The organism is Streptomyces sp. AC558_RSS880, from assembly GCF_019049255.1.
Classification (GTDB): domain Bacteria; phylum Actinomycetota; class Actinomycetes; order Streptomycetales; family Streptomycetaceae; genus Streptomyces.
In genome coordinates this window covers 60,849-82,028 of sequence record NZ_JAGMUJ010000019.1, presented here as the reverse complement: position 1 = coordinate 82,028, position 21,180 = coordinate 60,849, and the positions used below count along the sequence as shown (strand labels likewise).

The 21,180-nt window shown below is 72.6% G+C and carries 19 protein-coding genes and 1 pseudogene; 10 read left to right on the top strand and 10 right to left on the bottom strand.

Translation table 11 applies throughout. The features are described 5' to 3' along the window. Positions 1–52: 52 nt before the first annotated feature. Positions 53–2,863, bottom strand: a complete 2,811-nt coding sequence (locus KUM38_RS07535; RefSeq protein ID WP_217128494.1) for a LuxR family transcriptional regulator — start codon at positions 2,861–2,863, stop codon at positions 53–55. 155 nt (positions 2,864–3,018) lie between these two features. Continuing rightward, complete coding sequence (locus tag KUM38_RS07530; RefSeq protein ID WP_217128526.1) at positions 3,019–3,855, bottom strand: LuxR C-terminal-related transcriptional regulator; 837 nt, start codon at positions 3,853–3,855, stop codon at positions 3,019–3,021. A 140-nt stretch (positions 3,856–3,995) separates the two neighbouring features. Between KUM38_RS07530 and KUM38_RS07525 the strand changes: the two genes are divergently transcribed. Together KUM38_RS07525 and KUM38_RS07520 are read left to right on the top strand one after the other, a co-directional pair. Then, entirely contained in the window at positions 3,996–5,669 is a 1,674-nt protein-coding gene (locus tag KUM38_RS07525) for an AMP-binding protein (RefSeq protein ID WP_217128493.1), read from the top strand. Then, positions 5,666–7,276 carry an AMP-binding protein gene (locus tag KUM38_RS07520; RefSeq protein ID WP_217128492.1) on the top strand — a complete coding sequence of 537 codons (1,611 nt, stop codon included), beginning with the start codon at positions 5,666–5,668 and terminating at the stop codon, positions 7,274–7,276. The genes KUM38_RS07525 and KUM38_RS07520 overlap by 4 nt, the downstream gene beginning before the upstream one ends. A gap of 7 nt (positions 7,277–7,283) precedes the next feature. On the opposite strand, the gene KUM38_RS41645 is transcribed toward KUM38_RS07520, so the two are convergent. The 3 genes and pseudogenes from KUM38_RS41645 to KUM38_RS07510 form a co-directional block, all read right to left on the bottom strand. Continuing rightward, on the bottom strand, positions 7,284–7,748 hold the full coding sequence (locus tag KUM38_RS41645; RefSeq protein ID WP_254396830.1) for a GNAT family N-acetyltransferase: 465 nt from the start codon (positions 7,746–7,748) through the stop codon (positions 7,284–7,286). Between the two features lie 168 nt (positions 7,749–7,916). Continuing rightward, a pseudogene (locus tag KUM38_RS41640) lies at positions 7,917–8,201 on the bottom strand (GNAT family N-acetyltransferase); the annotation flags it as partial. A gap of 130 nt (positions 8,202–8,331) precedes the next feature. Continuing rightward, on the bottom strand, positions 8,332–9,003 hold the full coding sequence (locus KUM38_RS07510) for a hypothetical protein (RefSeq protein ID WP_217128490.1): 672 nt from the start codon (positions 9,001–9,003) through the stop codon (positions 8,332–8,334). Between the two features lie 202 nt (positions 9,004–9,205). Between KUM38_RS07510 and gcl the strand changes: the two genes are divergently transcribed. Next, positions 9,206–10,990 (top strand): glyoxylate carboligase, encoded by a 1,785-nt coding sequence (gene gcl, locus KUM38_RS07505; RefSeq protein WP_217128489.1) that lies wholly within the window; start codon positions 9,206–9,208, stop codon positions 10,988–10,990. A 318-nt stretch (positions 10,991–11,308) separates the two neighbouring features. Here the strand turns inward: gcl and KUM38_RS07500 are convergent, their stop codons facing one another. From KUM38_RS07500 to KUM38_RS07485, 4 genes are all read right to left on the bottom strand, one after another. Beyond that, a complete protein-coding gene (locus KUM38_RS07500) occupies positions 11,309–12,007 on the bottom strand; it encodes a TIGR04222 domain-containing membrane protein (RefSeq protein WP_217128488.1) in 699 nt (232 codons plus the stop codon). A 161-nt stretch (positions 12,008–12,168) separates the two neighbouring features. After that, positions 12,169–12,408 carry a hypothetical protein gene (locus KUM38_RS07495; RefSeq protein ID WP_217128487.1) on the bottom strand — a complete coding sequence of 80 codons (240 nt, stop codon included), beginning with the start codon at positions 12,406–12,408 and terminating at the stop codon, positions 12,169–12,171. 528 nt (positions 12,409–12,936) lie between these two features. Beyond that, positions 12,937–13,827 carry a 2-hydroxy-3-oxopropionate reductase gene (locus KUM38_RS07490; protein ID WP_217128486.1) on the bottom strand — a complete coding sequence of 297 codons (891 nt, stop codon included), beginning with the start codon at positions 13,825–13,827 and terminating at the stop codon, positions 12,937–12,939. Positions 13,828–13,856: 29 nt separating this feature from the next. Then, complete coding sequence (locus KUM38_RS07485; protein ID WP_217128485.1) at positions 13,857–14,678, bottom strand: TIM barrel protein; 822 nt, start codon at positions 14,676–14,678, stop codon at positions 13,857–13,859. A 160-nt stretch (positions 14,679–14,838) separates the two neighbouring features. Here KUM38_RS07485 and KUM38_RS07480 point away from each other — a divergent pair, with 160 nt between their 5' ends. The 7 genes from KUM38_RS07480 to KUM38_RS07450 all read left to right on the top strand — a co-directional run bounded on the left by KUM38_RS07480 (position 14,839) and on the right by KUM38_RS07450 (position 20,590). Then, positions 14,839–15,090, top strand: coding sequence for a thiamine-binding protein (locus KUM38_RS07480; RefSeq protein ID WP_217128484.1), 252 nt, complete (start codon positions 14,839–14,841; stop codon positions 15,088–15,090). Continuing rightward, positions 15,087–15,455 carry a helix-turn-helix domain-containing protein gene (locus tag KUM38_RS07475; protein ID WP_217128483.1) on the top strand — a complete coding sequence of 123 codons (369 nt, stop codon included), beginning with the start codon at positions 15,087–15,089 and terminating at the stop codon, positions 15,453–15,455. The genes KUM38_RS07480 and KUM38_RS07475 overlap by 4 nt, the downstream gene beginning before the upstream one ends. Positions 15,456–15,589: 134 nt before the next feature. Next, positions 15,590–16,147, top strand: a complete 558-nt coding sequence (gene uraD, locus KUM38_RS07470; protein ID WP_217128482.1) for a 2-oxo-4-hydroxy-4-carboxy-5-ureidoimidazoline decarboxylase — start codon at positions 15,590–15,592, stop codon at positions 16,145–16,147. A gap of 5 nt (positions 16,148–16,152) precedes the next feature. Then, complete coding sequence (uraH, locus tag KUM38_RS07465; RefSeq protein WP_217128481.1) at positions 16,153–16,557, top strand: hydroxyisourate hydrolase; 405 nt, start codon at positions 16,153–16,155, stop codon at positions 16,555–16,557. A 4-nt stretch (positions 16,558–16,561) separates the two neighbouring features. Next, the gene (gene pucL, locus KUM38_RS07460) at positions 16,562–17,467 is read left to right on the top strand and encodes a factor-independent urate hydroxylase (RefSeq protein ID WP_217128480.1); all 906 of its coding nucleotides are present in this window, start codon (positions 16,562–16,564) and stop codon (positions 17,465–17,467) included. A 111-nt stretch (positions 17,468–17,578) separates the two neighbouring features. Further along, on the top strand, positions 17,579–18,961 hold the full coding sequence (locus tag KUM38_RS07455) for an 8-oxoguanine deaminase (RefSeq protein ID WP_217128479.1): 1,383 nt from the start codon (positions 17,579–17,581) through the stop codon (positions 18,959–18,961). A 243-nt stretch (positions 18,962–19,204) separates the two neighbouring features. Beyond that, entirely contained in the window at positions 19,205–20,590 is a 1,386-nt protein-coding gene (locus KUM38_RS07450) for a nucleobase:cation symporter-2 family protein (protein ID WP_217128478.1), read from the top strand. On the opposite strand, the gene KUM38_RS07445 is transcribed toward KUM38_RS07450, so the two are convergent. Beyond that, on the bottom strand, positions 20,559–21,158 hold the full coding sequence (locus tag KUM38_RS07445) for a 3'-5' exoribonuclease domain-containing protein (RefSeq protein ID WP_217128477.1): 600 nt from the start codon (positions 21,156–21,158) through the stop codon (positions 20,559–20,561). The two genes, KUM38_RS07450 and KUM38_RS07445, sit on opposite strands and share 32 nt — an antisense overlap. Positions 21,159–21,180 lie beyond the last annotated feature (22 nt).

The window sequence follows — 21,180 nt, the reverse complement described above, 5'->3', positions numbered from 1 at the left end:
AGGTGAGTTGGGGCAGGGAAAACCCTCGGTCGCCCCGGTGGCGCCCGCGGGGCTACGTCGTGCGACGGCCCGCGGCCAGGCGGACGATGTCGACCCGGGAGCGGATGCCCAGCTTGCGATAGACCCGGGTGAGGGTCGCCTCGACGGTCTTGACGCTGATGAACAGCCGGCCGGCGATCTCCCGGTTGGTGGCGCCCTCCATCACCAGCGCGGCGACCTGCCGTTCCATCGTGGCCAGCCCGTCCAGGGCGCCCGGCGTCGCGGCGGGCACGGTCTCCGCCTCCGTGGGACCTGCGGCCACGGCCCGGTCCACCTGGCGCAGCCACGGCAGCGCGCGGCAGCGCCGGAACAGCCGGGCGGCCTCGTCGTACGCCGCCGGCGCCGGCCCCCGCCCGCGCAGCCGGGCCAGCGCGAAGGCGGCCCGCGCCTCCTCCAGGCCGTACCCCAGCTTGGCGAGCCGCTCCTGCGCCGACGCCAACTGCGCCTGCGCCGCCTGGCGTTCGCCGCGTGCCGCGCGCACCAGCGCCTCGGCGCGGTCGAGCACCGCGAGGACACTCGCGCGGTTCAGACGCAGCGCGTGCACCCGGGTGACGTCGATGAGTTCCTGCGCCTCGCCGGGCTCACCGATCCGCACCAGCGCCTCGGCGAGGTCGCCCTGCCAGCGGCCCCGTGCCGGGTCGCTGACGCCCATGCCCTGCTCCAGCTCCCGCACCCGGCGCAGCGAACGGACCGCGGCCTGCGCGTCCCCCGCCACCAACTGGGCGTACCCCAGGGCGGCCAGGGCGAGGGAGAGGTACAACTGGTCGCCGTCCACCTCGGCGTGGTCCGCCGCCTCCCGGGCCAGCGTCAGCGCCCGCTCCACGTCCCCGCCCGACGCCTCCGCGAGCGAGGCGAGCATGGCCGAGGCGCTCTCGCCGATCCCGGAGTCCCGGGCCAGCCGCAGGCTCTCGCGGGCCAGGTCCAGGGCCCGGCCGCAGTGCCCGAAGCGCAGCTCGGTGTCGGCGAGCAGCCGCGAGAAGTGCACCTCGCTCTCCACCATGCCGCGCCGCCGCGCCTCCCGCAGCAGCGCGGTGATGGCCGTACGAGCCTCCGGCAACTGGTCGCTCATCAGCAGCCAGCGGAACCTCGCCATGGCGGCGCCGTTGTGGTGGCAGGCCACATCGGGGTCCTGGGGCTCCTGGAGCGCCCGCTGGATGGTCGCGGGGGCGTCGGGGTGGCCCATCAGGGTCTCGGTGGACGACTGGAAGGCGAGCGCCATCAGCTCGGTGCGCCGGTCGCCGCCCCGCGCGGCCAGCTCCGCCGCGTGCGCGGCCTCCTGGCGGGACTTGGCGAAGTCGCCGTCCACCACCACCTCCCGCCAGGCCAGCTGGTAGTGGACGAGGGCCAGCAGCCGGGGGTCGTCGCCGGCGTCGGCCAGCACCTGCGGGAAGACGGCGTCGACCTCGCCGAGCGCCTGCCCGGCCGCCTCGATGACCACCATCCACGCCCGCACCCGCTCCGCCGGCACCGTCGCCCGGGTCAGCACCTCGCGCGCTATGTCCCGGGCCAGGTCGGCCTCGCCCGCGGTGATCGCGTCCTCGGCGGCCTGCAGCCGCCGCTCGTCGGGACCCGGCCCGCCGTCGGCCGGGGTGTGCCGGGCGGCGAGCAGCCCGAGCGAGGCGGCGACCGAGGGCGCCCCGCGGTCCCGGGCCAGCGCGGCGGCCTCGGCGAGCCGGGCCGCCACCTCCGGATCGGGGCCGGTGGCGGCCAGCGCCAGGTGCCGGGCCCGCTCGATGGGGTCGGAGGCCGCCGTGGACAGCGCCGTGTGCACGGCCCGCCGCTCCCGCGCCGGCGCCTCCGCGTACAGGGCGGCCGAGATCAGCGGATGCGCGAACCGCAGCGCCGGCTCCTCGGAGTCCGTCGCCAGCAGCCCCAACGCGGCGGCCTGCGCCGTCTCCGCCTCGGCGTTGTCCCGGCCGGCCGCGTGCAGCAGCGCCAGGGTGGGACGGGCGCCCGCGCTGGCCACCAGCAGGGTGCGGCGCGCCTCGTCCGACAGCATCTCCAGGCGGCTCAGCACCAGGGCCCGCAGCGAGGTCGGCACCGGCAGCGGCTCGCCCGGTCTGGGCCGGGTGGGGCTCTCGGCGAGGGCGCGGCCCAGTTCGAGGGCGAACAGCGGGTTGCCGCCGCTGGTGCGGTGGATGTCACGGGCCGTGGAGCGGGACAGACCGGTGTAGCCGCGGTGGTCGAGCAGCGCGGACACCTGGGTCCGGGAGAACGGGCCCAGCCGCACCGCGAGCGTGTCCGGCGGGCAGGCGCGCAGATGACGGTCGTACTCCTCGCCGTCCGTGCGCACCGCGCACAGCATCCGCACCGGGCTGTCGCCGAGCCGCCGGGCGGCGAAGCCGAGGAGTTCGGCACTGGCGGAATCCAGCCACTGGAGGTCGTCGGCGACGACGAGGACCGGCCCCTCGGCGGCCAGCGCCCGCAGCGTGGACAGCACCGCGAGGCGCAACGCGAGGCCGTCCCGCTGGAGGGAGGACTCGCCGCGCCCGGTGAGCGCCGACTCCAGGGCGGTGTGCTGGGCGGCGGGCAGCCGGGCGGACACTTTGTCGAGAACCAGACCGAACAGATCGGCCAGGGCCAGGAACGGAAGATGGGATTCGGACTCCGTGGCCGAGCAGCGCAACACCGTCCCCGTCGTACCGGCGTTTTCGGCCGCAAGTGCCCGCAGCACGGTCGACTTTCCTATTCCCGCCGGGCCGTGCAGCAGCACGCTGCCCCCTCGGGCGAGTTGCTCCCGCGCCTCGGAGTACAGCTCCTCCCGGCCTATGACCAGGTCGGGGCGGCACCTGGCAGGCTCCTTGAAGTCCCGTCGCACGGTCACCGCTCCCCTCCGTGTGGCGTGTCCTGGCCAATATTAGGCAACAGGTTCCTTAATTCCGGGCGGACCGTGTAGTGAGGCAAATTACAGCGGGCCGGGCAACGGTAAATCCAAAGTCGTACCGTTGGTAATACCCGTCAGGGGAAAACAGCGCAAACCTATGGCAACCACCCCGCCCGGCGGGCCGCGACCACGGCCTGCCCCCGGGTCCGCACCCCCAGCTTCCGCATCGCCGACCGCAGGTACGCCTTGACGGTCTCGGCCGTCACCCCCAGCCGCTCCGCGGCCACGCTGTTGGTCGCCCCCGCCGCCACACAGGCGAGCACGTCCACCTCCCGGGGCGCGAGCCGCACCGCCGGGGACGGGGCGGTGCCCGCGGTGAGCAGGGCGCACGCGTCGAGCAGTTCGGCCCGCAGCACGGGATCCGCGATCCGCGGCGCCAGCGCCCGCAGCGCCGCGTGCGCCTCCCGCACCTGTTCCCGGGCCGCCCCGGACCCGTCCGGCACCCCGGACGCCGGGCCCGCCTGCGCCGCCGCCACCAGCGCCGCCGCCTCCTCCCGCACCACCAGCGCCTGCTCCACGTCCCGCGCCGCCTGGACCGCCGCGCCGAGCGTCCGGTCCCCCAGGGGGTGCGCCGCGCGCAGGGCGCCGTAGAGCACGGCCCGCACCCGACGCCGTACGACCACCGGCACGGCGACGACGGCGCGCAGGCCCTCGGCGGCGACCGGGACGTCGTACTCGTGGCTGATCCGCCGCGAGACGGAGTAGTCCGTCACCGCGCACGGCCGGGCCAGCGCCACCGCCTTGCCGCCCAGACCGTTGCCCGGGGTCACCGCGAGCGCGCTCAGCGCGGGCGTCGCGGTGCCGCTCAGCTCGCTGATGCGCACCTGCCGCCGGCCGGGTTCCACCAGTCCGCCGAAGGCGACCGGCAGCCCGGTCGCGCGCCGCAGCCGGGCCAGCGCCCCGCGGATCTCCACCGCGTCGCCCGCCCTCATCGGGTCAGCGTTCACCTGTTCGCCCCTTCGTCACGGCCTCCGCGCGGGCGCACACCCCCGTTCGGGGGTAGTGAGACCTCCGTCACGGATTACACGATGGCGGGGAGCCGCCCGGCAATGGTCCGGCACGAGGAGGAGACATGACGACGGCGACGGAGGCGTTCCGCAGGGCCCGGGACTTCCTGCTGGAACACCGCGAGGACTACGCCACCGCCTACCGGGACTTCGCCTGGCCCCGGCCCGAGCGGTTCAACTGGGCGCTCGACTGGTTCGACGTGATCGCGGACGGCAACGACCGCACCGCCCTGCACCTCGTCGAGGAGGACGGCGACGGGACCCGGCTGTCCTTCGCCGCGCTGGCCCGCCGCTCCGACCAGGTGGCCAACTGGCTGCGGCAGCGGGGCGTGGCCGCCGAGGACCGGGTGCTGGTGATGCTCGGCAACCAGGCCGAGCTGTGGGAGACCGCCCTGGCCGCCATGAAGCTGCGCGCCGTGGTCATCCCGGCCACCCCGCTGCTCGGCCCCGCCGACCTGCGCGACCGCGTCGAGAGGGGCCGCGTCCGCCATGTGATCGTGCGCGCCGCGGACGCCGCGAAGTTCGACGAGGTGCCCGGCGACTACACCCGGATCGCGGTGGGGGAGGGGGCCGGCGGGAGCTGGCAGCCGTACGCGGACGCGTACGGCGCAGCCGAGCACTTCGCGCCCGACGGGCCCACCCTCTCCGACGACCCGCTGATGCTGTACTTCACCTCCGGCACCACCGCCCGTCCCAAGCTGGTCGAGCACACCCACACCTCGTACCCGATCGGCCATCTGGCGACCATGTACTGGATCGGCCTGCGCCCCGGCGACGTGCACCTCAACATCTCCTCGCCCGGCTGGGCCAAGCACGCCTGGTCCAACCTGTTCGCCCCGTGGAACGCCGAGGCGACCGTCTTCCTGCACAACTACACCCGCTTCGACGCGCCCCGCCTGATGGCCGAGATGGACAAGGCCGGCGTCACCACGTTCTGCGCCCCGCCGACCGTGTGGCGCATGCTCATCCAGTCCGACCTGGGCCGGCTGCGCACCCCGCCCCGTGAGGTCGTCGCCGCCGGTGAGCCGCTCAACCCCGAGGTCATCGAGCAGGTCCGACGCGCCTGGGGCGTCACCATCCGGGACGGCTTCGGCCAGACCGAGACCGCCGTACAGGTCTCCAACAGCCCCGGCCAGGTCCTCAAGACCGGTTCCATGGGCCGTCCCAGCCCCGGCTACCGCGTCGAACTCCTCGACCCGGTGTCCGGCGCGCCCGGCGCCGCCGAGGGCGAGATCGCGCTGGACCTCTCCGACCGCCCGGTGGGCCTGATGACCGGCTACCACGGCGACCCGGACCGTACGGCCGAGGCGATGGCCGGCGGCTACTACCGGACGGGGGACATCGGCGCATGGGACGAAGACGGATATCTTACGTATATCGGTCGAAGTGACGACGTCTTCAAGGCGAGCGACTACAAGATCAGCCCCTTCGAGCTGGAGAGCGCCCTGCTGGAGCACGAGGCGGTCGCCGAGGCGGCCGTCGTGCCCGCCCCGGACGAGCTGCGGCTGGCCGTCCCCAAGGCGTACATCGTGCTCGCGGAGGGCTGGCAGCCCGGCCCGGACACCGCGAAGGTGCTCTTCGAGCACTCCCGCGAGGCGCTCGCCCCCTACAAGCGGATCCGCCGCCTGGAGTTCGGCGAACTGCCCAAGACGGTCTCCGGCAAGATCCGCCGCATCGAGCTGCGCGAGGCCACGGCCGCCGGCTCCACCGCCGAGTACCGCGAGGAGGACTTCCGGTGACCGAGCTCTCCTACACGCACGGGACCAGTACGACCCCCCTGCTCGGCGACACCATCGGCGCCGACCTCGGCCGGGCGATCGCCGCGTGGCCCGACCGCGAGGCCCTCGTCGACGTGCCCTCCGGACGGCGCTGGACCTACGCCGAGTTCGGCGCCGCCGTCGACGAGGTGGCGCGCGGACTGCTGGCGAAGGGCGTCGGGACGGGCGACCGGGTCGGCATCTGGGCGGTCAACTGCCCGGAGTGGGTCCTCGTGCAGTACGCCACCGCCCGCATCGGCGTCATCATGGTGAACATCAACCCGGCCTACCGGGCGCACGAGTTGGAGTACGTGCTCAAGCAGTCCGGTGTCTCGCTGCTGGTCTCCTCGCTCGCCCACAAGGGCAGCGACTACCGGGCGCTGGTGGACCAAGTGCGCGGAGCATGCCCCGACCTGCGGGAGACCGTCTACATCGGCGACCCGTCCTGGGACGCGCTGACCGAGGGCGCGTCCGCCGTGCCACCGGAGCGACTCGACGAGATCGCCGCCGGGCTGAGCTGCGACGACCCGGTCAACATCCAGTACACCTCGGGCACGACGGGCTTCCCGAAGGGCGCCACGCTCTCCCATCACAACATCCTCAACAACGGCTACTGGGTGGGCCGCACCGTCGGCTACACCGAACAGGACCGGGTCTGTCTGCCGGTGCCGTTCTACCACTGCTTCGGCATGGTCATGGGGAACCTGGGCGCCACCTCCCACGGCGCCTGCATCGTCATCCCGGCCCCCTCCTTCGAGCCGAAGGCCACCCTGGAGGCCGTCCAGCGGGAGCGCTGCACCTCGCTCTACGGCGTGCCCACCATGTTCATCGCCGAGCTGAACCTGCCCGACTTCGCGTCGTACGACCTCACCTCGCTGCGCACCGGCATCATGGCGGGCTCCCCGTGCCCGGTGGAGGTGATGAAGCGGGTGGTCGCCGAGATGCACATGGAGGAGGTCTCCATCTGCTACGGCATGACCGAGACCTCCCCGGTCTCCCTGCAGACCCGCAGGGACGACGACCTGGAGCACCGCACCGGCACCGTCGGCCGGGTGCTGCCGCACATCGAGGTCAAGGTCGTCGACCCGGCCACCGGGGTGACTCAACCACGAGGAACCGCAGGGGAGTTGTGCACCCGCGGCTACAGCGTGATGCTCGGTTACTGGAACGAGCCGGAGAAGACCGCCGAGGCCGTCGACGCGGGCCGCTGGATGCACACCGGGGACCTCGCGGTGATGCGCGAGGACGGGTACGTGGAGATCGTCGGCCGCATCAAGGACATGATCATCCGGGGCGGGGAGAACATCTACCCGCGCGAGATCGAGGAGTTCCTCTACGCCCACCCGAAGATCGCGGACGTCCAGGTCGTCGGGATCGCGCACGAGCGGTACGGCGAGGAGGTGCTCGCCTGTGTCGTCCCGCGCGACCCGGCCGACCCGCTCACCCTGGAGGAACTGCGCGCGTTCTGCGCGGACCGCCTCGCCCACTACAAGATCCCGAGCCGGCTCCAGCTCCTCGACGCCTTCCCGATGACGGTGTCCGGGAAGGTGCGCAAGGTGGAGCTGCGGGAGCGGTACGCGGCGGGTTAGCGCGCCGTCAGGCGACCGTCCGCCGGAAGACCTGTCGTGAGCCGCCCTCCGGACCCGGAGCGGCGGCCTCGGCGGGGGAGAAGCCGAGACGCTCGTAGAAGACGCGGGCGCCGCTGGCGACGGCACCGGGGTGGTCGGCCCCGAAGGTGACCACCTCGATCTCTCCCGGCCCGTGCACCCATCGGCGCGTCGCCTCCGCCATCAGCGCGCCGCCGACGCCCGTCCCCCGCGCCCGGTGCGAGACGACGAGCCAGTGCACGTGATACGTCGGCGCCTCGCCCCCGAACAGCAGTCCGCCGAGGAGATCCGGCCCCGAGGACTCGGCGACGAGCGCCAGGGAGCCGGCGATGTGCTCACGCACCGCGTCGTGGAAGCCCGGCTCCTCGACCATCGGGCCGAACCACTGCTCGACCTGGGCCGCCAGGCCGAGGAAACCGGGGAAGTCCTGCTCGCGCGCCGGTCTGATCGTCATCCGGGCGGTCCGGCACGCGTGCCGCCGGTGCGGGGGAACGTCCTTGCGCATGCACACGCGCGGCCACCGGTCGAGTCCGTGCCCGGCCTCCTCGGCGCGGATCCGCCGCAGGCCCGGCGTGAGTTCGGGCTCGCCCAGCGTGCGGAAGCCGAGGCGTGCGTAGTACGGGGCGTTCCACGGGACGTCGGCGAACGTGGTCAGCGTCAGCGCGGTCAGGCCCTGCTCGCGGGCGTGGGCGGCGGCGTGGTCGAGCAGGGCCCGGCCCACGCCCCGGCGTGCGGCATCCGGGTGGACGGAGACCTGCTCCACATGGAGGGCGTCGTCCACGGGTTCGGCGATCAAGTACGCCACGGGCCGGTCCCGTTCGTCGGCCGCCACCCAGCAGCGGCCCGCCCGCCGGTAGCGCTCCAGCACGTCCGGGGCGGGTGGTTCGTCGTCCGCGACGTCCGGCATGCCGACGTCGCGGAACGGGGCGCCGGCGGCCCGCTCGACGTCCTGGAGGGCGGGCAGTTCAGCGGGGGCGGCGGGACGGATGCGCATCCGCCGAGTATCGGGCGCCCGTGGCGGGTTCGTCGCCGGGTTTTCAAGCCCCGTCGGCGTCCAACGTGTCGGCGGGACCGTTCGCCGGTCGCGGGGTGCCGGTGAGGTCGAGCAGGAACAGCGGGACCCCCAGGGCGTCGGCGCGGACCTGGGTCTCCTCGTCGTACCCGCCCACGGAGAAGTACAGGCACGCCGCGGATTCCGTCATCGCCGCCAGCCACAGGCACTCCACGTCCCGCGCGGTCGCGGGACGCGCCGACGGGTCGACCTGGGCGAGCACGCCGCGGCCCACCAGGCCGATGCCGGACGGGGAACGCCGGTCGGCGCGGTGGACGTCCTCGTGACCGAGTCGGCGCAGGTACCGTACGGCGGCCGTGACCGCGTCCCGCGCGGTGCGGACCGGCGCGGAACGGGCGGCGGGGTGCTCGGGCCGCTCCGCCGGCACGGACGCCCGCGGGCCGGTCACCGGGATCAGCAGCACCGTCCCGCACGGGCACCCCAGTTCCGGCCGGGGCCACTCGCCGCGGAGCCCGCAGTGTTCGCACCGCACGGTGACCCACTCCTCGTCCCAGGCGCGGTGCCCGGCCGGGCTGGGCACCCCGTCCAGATCCAGCGGCGGCGCGACGGGCGCGCCGCACGCGCAGGGGTACGACGGCGCCGTGTAGCGGTGCGAGCGCCGACAGGCGGGACAGCGCACCGGCACGCTCTCGGGCATGGTCTCCCTCCCGTGTTCTCGAGGCGGTGTCCATCGTCCTCCACCGGTCCGCCGGGTGTCCGGCACTTGCCCCTCTCTTGACGGGTCCCTCCACCAACCCTACATTCATTCCAGATAGCAGAAAAAAATTTCCGCAATACGGAAGAGCTCACCGCGGGGCGCGACGGGAGCGCGAATCCGACAGCCGAAGCAGGAGTACTCGATGGCTCGCATGACCGCTGCCCGCGCGGCAGTCGAAATCCTCAGGCGCGAGGGCGTCACCGACGCGTTCGGTGTCCCCGGCGCGGCGATCAACCCCTTCTACGCGGCGCTCAAGGCCTCCGGCGGCATCACCCACACCCTCGCCCGCCATGTCGAGGGCGCCTCGCACATGGCCGAGGGCTACACCCGCGCCCGCCCCGGCAACATCGGCGTGTGCGTCGGCACGTCGGGACCGGCCGGCACCGACATGATCACCGGCCTGTACTCCGCGACCGGCGACTCCGTCCCGATCCTGTGCGTCACCGGCCAGGCGCCGACCGCCGTGCTCCACAAGGAGGACTTCCAGGCCGTCGACATCGCCTCCATAGCCAGGCCGGTCACCAAGATGGCGGTCACCGTCCTGGAGGCCGCGCAGGTCCCCGGCGTCTTCCAGCAGGCCTTCCACCTCATGCGCTCCGGCCGCCCCGGCCCCGTCCTGATCGACCTGCCGGTCGACGTCCAGCTGACGGAGATCGAGTTCGACCCGGACACCTACGAGCCGCTCCCGGTCTACAAGCCCGCCGCGAGCCGCGCCCAGATCGAGAAGGCGCTCGGCATGCTGAACGCCGCCGAGCGCCCGCTGATCGTCGCGGGCGGCGGGGTCGTCAACGCGGACGCGGCCGAACTGCTCGTCCAGTTCGCCGAGTTGACCGGCACCCCGGTCGTGCCGACCCTGATGGGCTGGGGCGTCATCCCCGACGACCACGAGCTCAACGCCGGCATGGTCGGCCTGCAGACCTCGCACCGCTACGGCAACGCCACCTTCCTGGAGTCCGACTTCGTCCTCGGCATCGGCAACCGCTGGGCCAACCGCCACACCGGAAGGCTCGACGTCTACACGGCCGGGCGGACGTTCGTCCACGTCGACGTCGAACCCACCCAGATCGGCAGGATCTTCGCCCCCGACTACGGCATCGCCTCCGACGCGCGCGCCGCGCTGGAGCTGTTCGTGGAGGCGGCGAAGGAGCTGAAGGCCGAGGGCGGGCTGCCCGACCGCTCCGCCTGGGCGGCCGCCGCGCAGGAGAAGCGGGCCACGCTCCAGCGCCGTACGCACTTCGACGACGTCCCGATCAAGCCGCAGCGGGTCTACGAGGAGATGAACAAGGCCTTCGGCCCCGAGACCCGGTACGTCTCCACCATCGGCCTCTCACAGATCGCCGGCGCGCAGCTGCTGCACGTCTACCGGCCCCGGCACTGGATCAACTGCGGCCAGGCGGGCCCGCTCGGCTGGACCGTCCCCGCCGCACTCGGCGTGGCGAAGGCCGACCCCGAGGCGCAGGTCGTCGCCCTGTCCGGCGACTACGACTTCCAGTTCATGATCGAGGAACTGGCGGTCGGGGCGCAGCACAAGATCCCGTACGTCCACGTCCTGGTCAACAACGCCTACCTGGGCCTGATCCGGCAGGCACAGCGGGCGTTCGACATCGACTTCCAGGTCAAGCTGGAGTTCGAGAACATCAACTCCCCGGAGCTGGGCGTCTACGGCGTCGACCACGTCAAGGTCGCCGAGGGCCTGGGCTGCAAGGCGATCCGGGTGACCGACCCGAACGAACTGGGCGCCGCCCTGGAGCGGGCCAAGAAGCTCGCGGCCGAGTTCCGGGTGCCGGTCGTCGTCGAGGCGATCCTGGAACGCGTCACCGACATCTCCATGTCGACGACCAACGACATAGGAAACGTCACCGAGTTCGAGGAACTGGCGACCGAACCGGGACACGCCCCGACGTCGATCAGGACGCTGAAGGTCTGACGCGCACGCGCGCACGTGAGGGGCGGCCCGTCCGGGGACGGGCCGCCCCTCACGTGCTTTCCGGTCCGGCCGGCGAGGCCCCTTCCAGGCGTCGCCGACCCGACCGGGCCCCCTCGTACGCCGGGCGCGTCGCCCTCGCTTCCCGTCGCGCGGCGGACCACGCGCGGCGCGGGTGCCGGGCGGCGACGCCCGCTCGCGGTGGCGAGGCCCGCTCGCGGTGGCGGCGCCCCGAAAGGCGCGGGGCCGGCCGGGCGCGCCGTGGATCCGTTCGGCCTGGATCCGTTCGGTTCGGATCCGTCGGACGAGCCCCGGCCGTGCTCAGTCCGAGCCGCCTCCGCCGCCACAGCCTCCGCCGCCTCCGCAGTACGTATGGCCCGCGCCGCCGTAGGTGCCGCTGCCCGGGGAGTGGCGGAGCCCCTTGTCCCTGATGCCGACCCGGTCGGTCAGGCCCGCCCGGAGGGCGAAGCGGGGGACGAGGACTCTCAGGGCGGGCTTGCCGTGCAGGGCGACGGCGAGCAGTTTCCTGTCGTCGGGCAGGGCGTGCCTGCTCGACGGCACCGGGAACGCCTTCCGCAGGACCTTCACCCGTCGGCGGGCGGCCCTGTTCGGCCCGAGCAGCGGGGCGCGCAGCATCCCCGCCTCCGCCAGCCCGACCCGCACCTCGGCCAGCGCCCAGCGGACGTCCGGGTGCCGCAGCAGCTCCCGTATCTCGGAGGGCTCCTCCAGACAGTGGTAGACCGCGCTCTCCAGGTACAACGCGCGCACCTGGCCCGTGAGGGCGTCCACCCGTCCCACGGCGACCTCGGCCGCCACGTCCAGCGAGACCCCCGGCGGCGGCAGCGGGGGGAGGGCACGTCCCGCCTCCCCGTCGACCGCCCGGATCGTGCCCGGTGCGCCCGCCTCCACCGCGCCCCGCAGATGCAGGGCGACGACGGCCACCGTGACCGCGGCGCGCGGACCGCCGGACAGCAGGGCGATCTCGTGCGGTGTCCCCTGGACGCCTCCGCTGCTGTTCATGGCGTGTCACCCCCTGGACCGGGGCCCGCCGCCCCCGTGCCGGCGGGCCCCGTGTGCCAGGAGTGTGCCCGCCCGTGGTGGTGGTCGAAGCCTTTCCGGCCGCCTTCAGAGGTTCATTTGAGGGTGGCGTAGCCGGTGTACGGCCGATGCCGTAGCGGTGCTCAGGTCGTCTCGTGGTGCTCGGACAGCCCCGGCCAGTCGTCGGGGCCGCCGCCCTGCCACTCGATCAGGTCCGTCCCCTCGACATCGGTGACGTACAGGTCGGCCAGCCGCAGGATCTCGGCCACGTCGTCGACGTGCGTGGCGATGCCCAGCGTGTCGTCGCCGGAGGTGACCCGCCGGGACCCGTCCAGGGCCGGGGAGTGCACCACGATGTGCGGATGCTCCGTCGGATGTGCCATGCCCCCAGGCTGCTGCGCACCGGACGGATCCGCACCCCGGACGCGGAGGAGCGCCCGGATACGGAGGAGCGCCCGGATACGGAGGAGCGCCCGGATACGGGACCGTCCGCATCCGGGCGTCGCCCCGGGTGGTGACCGTCCGGCGGCGCGAGGCCGGGCGCGACAGGACGTTCGCGCCGCCGGACGGGGCTCGTGGGAGGGGATCGGGCTCGGGACCGCGGCGGATGCGACGGCCCCGGAACCCCTCCCCTCACGTCGAAGGAGGAGTCCCGCGGCCTTCACCACCGCACTGGCTCGCACACCGCCGCGGCGCCCTCGCCCGCCCGCGGTGCCTCGTCCGGCCACCTCTCGTCCGGGCCGTACGACGTCACCGCGGGCCGCGCGTACGGACCCGACCTCCCGTCAGGGGCCGTACGCGAGTCGCTGTGCCCTGCCGGGCCGTGTTCCGGGCGGCGCCGTCGCCTCGGGCGCGACAGGACAGGTGTCGGCGCCGGCGCCGCCCGGAGGTCGGTGAAGGGCGCGGGCCGGTCAGACCCGCGCGCCGGACAGCCGCTCGACCGCCCGCAGCAGCGCGGAGTGGTCCAGTCCGCCGTCGCCCTGTGCCCGCAGGCTCGCCACCAGCTGCGCGACCACCGCGCCGACGGGCAGCGCCGCGCCGACGGCGCGGGCGGCGTCGGTGACGATGCCCATGTCCTTGTGGTGCAGGTCGATACGGAAGCCCGGCTCGAAGTCCCGGTTCAGGAAGTTGTCCCTCTTGCGGGTCAGCACGGTCGAGCCGGCGAGGCCGCCGTTCAGGACGTCGAGCGCCGCCGTCAGGTCCACGCCGGACTTCTCCAGGAAGACCACGGCCTCGGCGCACGCCTGGATGTTGACGGCGACGATCAGCTGGTTGGCGGCCTTCACGGTCTGCCCGGAGCCGTGCGGACCGCACAGCACGACGGTCCTGCCGAGCGCCTCGAAGAGGGGCCTGGCCTCGTCGAAGTCGGCCTGCTCACCGCCGACCATGATGGACAGCACCGCCTCGATCGCGCCCGCCTCACCGCCCGACACGGGGGCGTCCAGCACCCGTATGCCTTTGTCCTTCGCGGCGGCGGCCAGGTCGATCGAGGTCCCCGGGGTGATCGAGGACATGTCAATCAGCAGGGCCCCGGGCCGGGCGTTCTCCAGGATGCCGTCGGGGCCGTACGCGATGGCCTCGACCTGCGGGGACGCCGGGACCATCGTGATGATCACGTCGGCGTCCCGTACCGCCTCGGCGATCGAGTCGGCCGCGGTGCCGCCGGCGGCGGCCAGCCGGTCCAGCTTCTCCTGCTCCAGGGTGTGGCCGGTGACGTCGTACCCGGCCTTGACCAGGTTCTCGGACATGGGGGAGCCCATGATGCCGAGACCGATCCAACTGACCTTGGGAAGGTTGCTCATCGGGAGTGCCTCTCAGTACAGGGGGGTGGTCAACGGGGCAGCCAGCCGAAGGCCTCCGCGCCGGTACGCTCGCCGGGCTTGTACTCCAGGCCGACCAGGCCGTCGTATCCGGCCTTGCGCAGCCGGTCGAGAAGGTCTTCGAGCGGGAGCGAGCCGGTGCCGGGGGCGCCGCGGCCGGGGCTGTCGGCGATCTGCACGTGCCCGGTCCTTCCGGCGTACCGGTCGATCACCGCCGGCAGGTCCTCGCCGTTCATCGCCAGGTGGTACAGGTCCATCAGGAAGCGGGCGTTGCCCAGCCCCGTGGCCGCGTCGACCTTGTCGACGACACCCACGGCGGCCTGCGCCGACACCAGCGGGTACAGGGGCGACTCGGGTTCGTTCAGCGCCTCGATCAGCAGGACCGCGCCGATCCGGTCGGCGGCCCGGGCCGCGAGGACCAGGTTCTCCAGCGCGAGCGCGTCCTGCTCGGCCGGGTCCACGCCGTCGACCCGGTTGCCGTACAGCGCGTTCAGGGCCGTACAACCCAGGGACCCGGCGAAATCGGCGGCCACGTCGACGTTGGCGCGGAACCGCTCCGACTCCTCGCCGGGCACGGACAGCGCGCCCCGGTCGGGGCCGGGCAGCCGTCCGGCGTAGAAGTTCAGGCCCGTGAGCCGTACGCCCGCGTCCTGGACCGCCTTCCGCAACGCGTCGAGTTCGGACCGCCCGGGGGTGGGGGAGTCGGCCCAGGGCCACCACAGCTCGACCGCGGTGAAGCCGGCCGCGGCGGCTGCCGCCGGGCGCTCCAGGAGCGGGAGTTCCGTGAAGAGGATCGACAGGTTGACGGTGAAGCGCTGGTCTGCGAATCCCATCGGATGCACCCTTCCTGAATTTCGTATCGCGGAAGTCTATTTCTGCTTAATGGAAGACTGTCGTCGGTTCTCCGGGCTTGTCAAGAGGGCCGGACCGCCGGTGGTCTCCGTCCCGCTTCCCGGCGGTCTCAAAAACCGTGCCGCGCGTTAGGTTGTGCGCGTGCGATTGAGAGTGGAGTTCACGACCGAGCCCTTCGACCTCGACGAGGCGCCCGCGCACGCGGTGGTGGCCCGCGAGGTCATCGAGGCGGCCGAGCTGGACGCGGTGGACGTCGGACCGTTCGGCAACACCGCCGAGGGCGGCGCCGACGCGGTGCTCGGCGCCGTCGACGCGATGCTGCGCAGGACGCTGACGGCCGGTGCCACGCGCATCTCGCTCCAGGTCAACGTCGTCGAGGACGGCGACCGGTGACCGGTACCGGTGACGAGGCCTTCATCGCGGCGGTGAAGCCGCTGGTCGACGCCATGGGCGGCGAGATGATCCCGCCGGACGAGGCCGGAACCGACGACGTGGTGCTCTCCTGGGAGGGCGTCGGCGTCGTCGCCGTACGGCTGCCCCAGCTCGCGGACTCCCTCGACCACATCCTCGCGGCGCTGGAACGCAGGAAGGGCAGGCCGCTCGCGGACCTGGACCGCAAGACCAAGCAGGAGATCGTGCGCGGCCTGGAGGCGCGCGGCGCCTTCGCCGTGCGGCACGGCGTGGAGACCGTGGCGAGCGCGCTGGGGGTCAGCCGCTTCACCGTCTACAACTACCTCAACCGCGAGAAGGGCGCCTGAACCTCCTCCCGGCCGGCGGCGCTCCCCTTTCTCCCTCCGAATTTTCAACAAACTGTTGACGTGTTGTTCGTGACGGCGTTCACTGTCGGCACGCCCGTTCGACACGAAGGCCGCTCGCGGCCACGGAGGCTTCCGTGACGTCGACTTCCCCACCCCCGGGCCTGGCCCGCTTCAACGCCCTGGAGGAGCACGCGGCCCTCGCCGCACTCCACGAGGCGTGCGCCTCCACGGCATGGGCCCGGCGACTGCTCACCGCCCGCCCCTACCCCACCGCCGATCACCTGTACGCCGCCAGTGACGCCGCCATGGCCGACCTGACCCCGGCCGACCTGGAAGAGGCGATGGCCGGGCACCCGCCGATCGGCCGCCCGAAACCGGGGGACCCGACCTCCGCCCGGGAACAGAGCGGCATGGCCGGCGCCCCGGAGGGGCTGAGGACCGAGATGCTCGAACTGAACCTGGCCTACCAGGAGAGGTTCGGCCATGTGTTCCTCATCTGCGCCACCGGCCGGACCGGCGAGCAGATGCGCGACGCCGTCAGGGAACGCCTCGGCAACGCGCCGGAGCGGGAGCGGGAGATCGTCCGCTCCGAACTGGGGAAGATCAACCGCATCCGGCTGGCCCGACTCGTCGAAGCCGAAGCCGAAGCCGAAGCCGAAGCCGAAACCGAAGCCGACGTCGAAGAGGACTGACGCACATGAGCACCGACACCACCGCCTCCGTGTCCACGCACATCCTGGACACTAGCGCCGGCCGCCCCGCCGAGGGCGTCGCCGTCCGCCTCGCCGCCCGCTCGGGCCGGGACGCGGAGTGGCAGGCGCTCGGCGGCTCCGCGACCGACGCGGACGGGCGGTGCAAGGACCTGCCGGCCCTGCCGGAGGGGACCACCCACGTACGGCTCGACTTCGCGGTCGAGGCGTACTTCGAACCGTCAGCGAGGAACCAAGCCGAGGCACAGCAGGACGCCCCCGCGCATCGGGACAGCGGCTCCGGAGTGTTCTTCCCGGAGGTGGCGATCACGTTCGCCGTCGTACCGGGCGAGCACTACCACGTACCGCTGCTGCTCAACCCGTTCGGCTACTCCGTATACCGAGGGAGCTAGCTACATGCCGACCATCCTGGGTCAGAACCAGTACGGCAAGGCAGAGAACCGAGTCGTCAGGATCACGCGGGACGGCACCACCCACCACATCAAGGACCTGAACGTCTCCGTCGCCCTGTCCGGCGACATGGACGAGGTCCACTACTCCGGCTCCAACGCCAACGTCCTGCCGACCGACACCACCAAGAACACCGTGTACGCCTTCGCCAAGGAGCACGGCATCGAGTCCGCCGAACAGTTCGGCATCCACCTCGCCCGTCACTTCGTCACCTCGCAGGAGCCCATCCACCGGGCGCGCATACGCATCGAGGAGTACGCCTGGGAGCGGATCGAGACCTCCGACGCCGGTGGAACCAAGAAGCACTCCTTCGTCCGCAAGGGCCAGGAGACCCGGCTCGCCCAGATCACGTACGACGGCCGGAAGTGGGAGGTCGTCTCCGGTCTGAAGGACCTGACGGTGCTGAACTCCACCGACTCCGAGTTCTGGGGCTACGTCAAGGACGGGTACACGACGCTCAAGGAGACCCACGACCGCATCCTCGCCACCTCGGTCTCCGGCCGCTGGCGGTTCAACTGGACCGACGACGGGCAGGGGATGCCCGACTGGGAGACGTCCTACGAGGAGACCAGGAAGCACATGCTCCAGGCCTTCGCCGAGACCTACTCCCTGTCCCTGCAGCAGACGATGTACCAGATGGGCACGCGGATCATCGACCACCGCGACGAGATCGACGAGGTCCGCTTCTCCCTCCCCAACAGCCACCACTTCCTGGTGGACCTGGAGCCGTTCGGCCTCAAGAACGACAACGAGGTGTACTTCGCCGCCGACCGCCCCTACGGCCTGATCGAGGCCACCGTCCTGCGGGACGGCTGCGAGGCGCGGATACCGGTGGACCTCACCAACCTGTAAGCCCGCGACTCCCTTTCGGCACCCGTGGCCGGACGGCCCGCCGACCGGCCACGGCACTCAAACCTCCAGGGTCCTGCCGTGCCCTCTCCACGTACGCGAAAAGGACGAACCATGGCAGCAGACCATCGGCGCATCGTCATCGAGAACTGCGCGATCGCGACCGTCGACGCGAAGGACACCGAGTACGCGTCGGGACACGTCGTCCTCGCCGGCCACCGCATCGAGTCGCTCGGCGCGGGCACGGCCCCCGAGGGCCTGGAGAACGTCGCCCGCCGGATCGACGCCACCGGGCACCTGGTGACCCCCGGCCTGGTCAACACCCACCACCACTTCTACCAGTGGATCACCCGGGGCCTGGCCACCGACCACAACCTGTTCGACTGGCTCGTCGCCCTCTACCCGACCTGGGCGCGCATCGACGAGCCGATGGTGCGTGCGGCGGCCCAGGGCTCGCTCGCGATGATGGCCCGCGGCGGCGTCACCACCGCCATGGACCACCACTACGTCTTCCCGCGGGGCACCGGCGACCTGTCCGGCGCCATCATCCGCGCCGCCCGTGACATGGGCGTCCGCTTCACCCTCGCCCGCGGCTCCATGGACCGCGGCGAGAAGGACGGCGGACTGCCCCCGGACTTCGCCGTCGAGACCCTCGACGACGCGCTCGCCGCCACCGAGGAAACGGTACGCCGCCACCACGACGCCTCCTCCGACGCCATGACCCAGGTCGCCGTCGCCCCCTGCTCGCCCTTCTCCGTCTCCACCGCACTCATGCGGGACGGCGCGGAACTGGCCCGGCGCCTCGGCGTACGCCTGCACACCCACGGCTCGGAGACCGTGGAGGAGGAGAAGTTCTGCCACGAGCTGTTCGGCATGGGTCCGACCGACTACTTCGAGTCCACCGGCTGGCTCGGCGAGGACGTCTGGATGGCGCACTGCGTCCACATGAACGACTCCGACATCGCCGCCTTCGCCCGTACGGGAACGGGAGTCGCCCACTGCCCGTCCTCCAACGCGCGCCTCGCGGCGGGCATCGCCCGCGTCCCCGACATGCTCGCCGCCGGCGTCCCGGTCGGCCTCGGGGTCGACGGCACGGCGTCCAACGAGTCCGGCGAACTCCACACCGAACTGCGCAACGCCCTGCTCGTCAACCGCCTCGGCGCCCACCGCGAGGCCGCCCTGAACGCCCGGCAGGCGCTGCGCCTCGGCACGTACGGCGGAGCGCGGGTGCTCGGCCGGGCGGGCGAGATCGGCTCCCTGGAGCCGGGCAAGCTCGCCGACCTGGTGCTGTGGCGGATGGACACCCTCGCCCACGCCTCCATCGCCGACCCGGTGACCGCGCTGGTGTTCGGCGCGGCGGCCCCGGTCACCGCGTCCTTCGTGGGCGGCCGGCAGATCGTGGAGAACGGCCGGCTGCTCACCGCCGACGAGGACGCGATCGCCCGCTCGACCCGTGCCGAGGCCCAGCGGCTGGCCCGGATCACCGCACAGGGCTGAGCACCCCGAGGTCTCCGGCCGGGAGGGACGGCTCCCGGCCGGTGCCCGCGGACCCCGGTCAGGGGTCCGCGACGGCCGTCTCCGGGGCGCGCGTGGACGCGCGCCCCGGAACGGTCACCACCGTCCCCGGTCCCTCCCCCACTCTCGACTTCGCTCGAGCGGGAGGTACCCCCATGCCCGCCCGCACCACCTCCTTGACACCCGCGTCAGAGCCGACGTGTACCCGACCGGAGGAGAGCCGCAGTGGCCGACCACCCCGTTGACGAGAAACTCCCCGCGTTCAAGATGGCGACGACCGGCCTGCAGCACGTGGCCGCCATGTACGCGGGCGTCGTCGCCCCACCCCTGATCGTCGGCGCGGCCATCGGTCTCACCGGCACCGAACTCACCTTCCTCACCGGCGCCTGCCTGTTCACCGCGGGCCTCGCCACCTTCCTGCAGACCCTCGGCATCTGGAAGATCGGCGCCCGCCTGCCCTTCGTCAACGGCGTCACCTTCGCCGGTGTCGCTCCGATGACCGCGATCGTCGCCTCCACCGACGACAGGAACGACGCCCTGCCGGTCATCTTCGGCGCGGTGATCGTCGCCGGCCTCCTCGGCTTCCTCGCGGCGCCCTTCTTCAGCAAGGCGGTCCGCTTCTTCCCGCCGGTCGTCACCGGCACGGTGATCACCCTGATCGGCGTCTCCCTGCTGCCGGTCGCCTTCGGCTGGGCGCAGGGGTCCAGCCCGACGGCGGACGACTTCGGTTCGGCGACCAACCTGGGCCTCGCCGCCGCCACCCTCCTGATCGTCCTGCTGCTGCGCCGCTTCACCAGCGGCTTCGTCAAGCAGATCGCCGTCCTGCTCGGCATGGTGGCCGGTACCCTCCTCGCGATCCCGTTCGGGGTCACCGACTTCTCCCCGGTCGCGGAGGCGGACGTCGTCGGCTTCCCGACCCCGTTCCACTTCGGAGCGCCGCAGTTCCAGCTCGCCGCGATCCTCTCGCTGTGCGTGGTGATGGTGGTGTCGATGACCGAGTCCACCGCCGACATGCTGGCGCTGGGCGAGATAGTCGACCGTCCGGCCGACGAGAGGACCATCGCGGCCGGACTGCGCGCCGACACCCTCGGTTCCGCGATCAGCCCGCTGTTCAACGGCTTCATGTGCAGCGCCTTCGCCCAGAACATCGGCCTGGTCGCGATGACGAGAATCCGCAGTCGGTACGTCGTCGCCACCGGCGGAGGCTTCCTCGTCCTGATGGGCCTGTGCCCGATGGCCGCCTCGCTGATCGCCGTCGTACCGCGCCCGGTGCTCGGCGGCGCGGGCGTGGTCCTCTTCGGCTCCGTCGCGGCCAGCGGCATCCAGACCCTGGTCAAGGCAGGTCTGGACAAGGACAACAACGTCCTGATCGTGGCCGTCTCACTGGCCGTCGGCATCATCCCGATCAGCGCGCCGGAGTTCTACCACTCCTTCCCGGAGACGGCCCGGATCGTCCTGGACTCCGGGATCTCCACGGGCTGCGTGGTGGCGGTCCTGCTGAACTTCGTCTTCAACCACCTCGGCGACGGCCGCCGCGAGGCCGCCGACGTCACCCACCCGATGGAACCGGGCGAGGAGCTCACGGGCGCGAAGGCCCCGGCCACACCATGAGGTTGGCGAACAGTTCGGCCTGCTCGATCGCGTCGTCGAGGGCGTGGTGCGTGTGCCGGCGCCGCGACAGCAGTTCGCGCGGCATGGTGCCCTTCGCCACCGCCCGCAGCGGCAGCCCCGCCTTGGTGGCGTACAGGGTCTTCATGTCCAGACAGCCCGAGTGCCCGAAGGGACTGGAACCGGTGAAGCGGATCAGGTACCAGTACAGGAACGTCCAGTCGTACGACGCCGGGTAACCGCACATCACCGGCTGGGCGCCCGCCCCCACTTCACGCACCCAGTCGGTGAACTCCCGCATCGCCCGGACCGGTTCGGCGCCCTCGGCACCGAGCCGGTCCCGGTCGAGGCCGCTCACCGCCAGCGCCTCGGGGACGAACTCCTCGCTGATCGGCCGCAGTTCGCGGTAGAACGTCCGCTCCTCCGGGTCGGCCGCCCGGAACCCGTCGGCGTCCTGCACCCCGGCGACGGAGGCGCCCAGGCTCAGCATGGAGTACGGCCCGGGGATGGGCCCGTCGGCCTCGATGTCGACGGAGACGTACAGGCTGGGTTTAAGGCGTCGTGGGGCCATGGGACGTAAGGATCGCAGGCCG

What these genes read in the sequence shown, in the direction of transcription:
- KUM38_RS07455 (WP_217128479.1), top strand. Translation starts at nt 17,579, where the DNA reads ATGGCAGCAGACCATCGGCGCATCGTCATCGAGAACTGCGCGATCGCG.
- gcl (WP_217128489.1), top strand. Translation starts at nt 9,206, where the DNA reads ATGGCTCGCATGACCGCTGCCCGCGCGGCAGTCGAAATCCTCAGGCGC.
- KUM38_RS07445 (WP_217128477.1), bottom strand. Translation starts at nt 21,158, where the DNA reads ATGGCCCCACGACGCCTTAAACCCAGCCTGTACGTCTCCGTCGACATC.
- KUM38_RS07485 (WP_217128485.1), bottom strand. Translation starts at nt 14,678, where the DNA reads ATGGGATTCGCAGACCAGCGCTTCACCGTCAACCTGTCGATCCTCTTC.
- KUM38_RS07510 (WP_217128490.1), bottom strand. Translation starts at nt 9,003, where the DNA reads ATGCCCGAGAGCGTGCCGGTGCGCTGTCCCGCCTGTCGGCGCTCGCAC.
- KUM38_RS07495 (WP_217128487.1), bottom strand. Translation starts at nt 12,408, where the DNA reads ATGGCACATCCGACGGAGCATCCGCACATCGTGGTGCACTCCCCGGCC.
- KUM38_RS07490 (WP_217128486.1), bottom strand. Translation starts at nt 13,827, where the DNA reads ATGAGCAACCTTCCCAAGGTCAGTTGGATCGGTCTCGGCATCATGGGC.
- KUM38_RS07525 (WP_217128493.1), top strand. Translation starts at nt 3,996, where the DNA reads ATGACGACGGCGACGGAGGCGTTCCGCAGGGCCCGGGACTTCCTGCTG.
- KUM38_RS41645 (WP_254396830.1), bottom strand. Translation starts at nt 7,748, where the DNA reads ATGACGATCAGACCGGCGCGCGAGCAGGACTTCCCCGGTTTCCTCGGC.
- uraH (WP_217128481.1), top strand. Translation starts at nt 16,153, where the DNA reads ATGAGCACCGACACCACCGCCTCCGTGTCCACGCACATCCTGGACACT.
- pucL (WP_217128480.1), top strand. Translation starts at nt 16,562, where the DNA reads ATGCCGACCATCCTGGGTCAGAACCAGTACGGCAAGGCAGAGAACCGA.
- KUM38_RS07530 (WP_217128526.1), bottom strand. Translation starts at nt 3,855, where the DNA reads ATGAGGGCGGGCGACGCGGTGGAGATCCGCGGGGCGCTGGCCCGGCTG.
- KUM38_RS07500 (WP_217128488.1), bottom strand. Translation starts at nt 12,007, where the DNA reads ATGAACAGCAGCGGAGGCGTCCAGGGGACACCGCACGAGATCGCCCTG.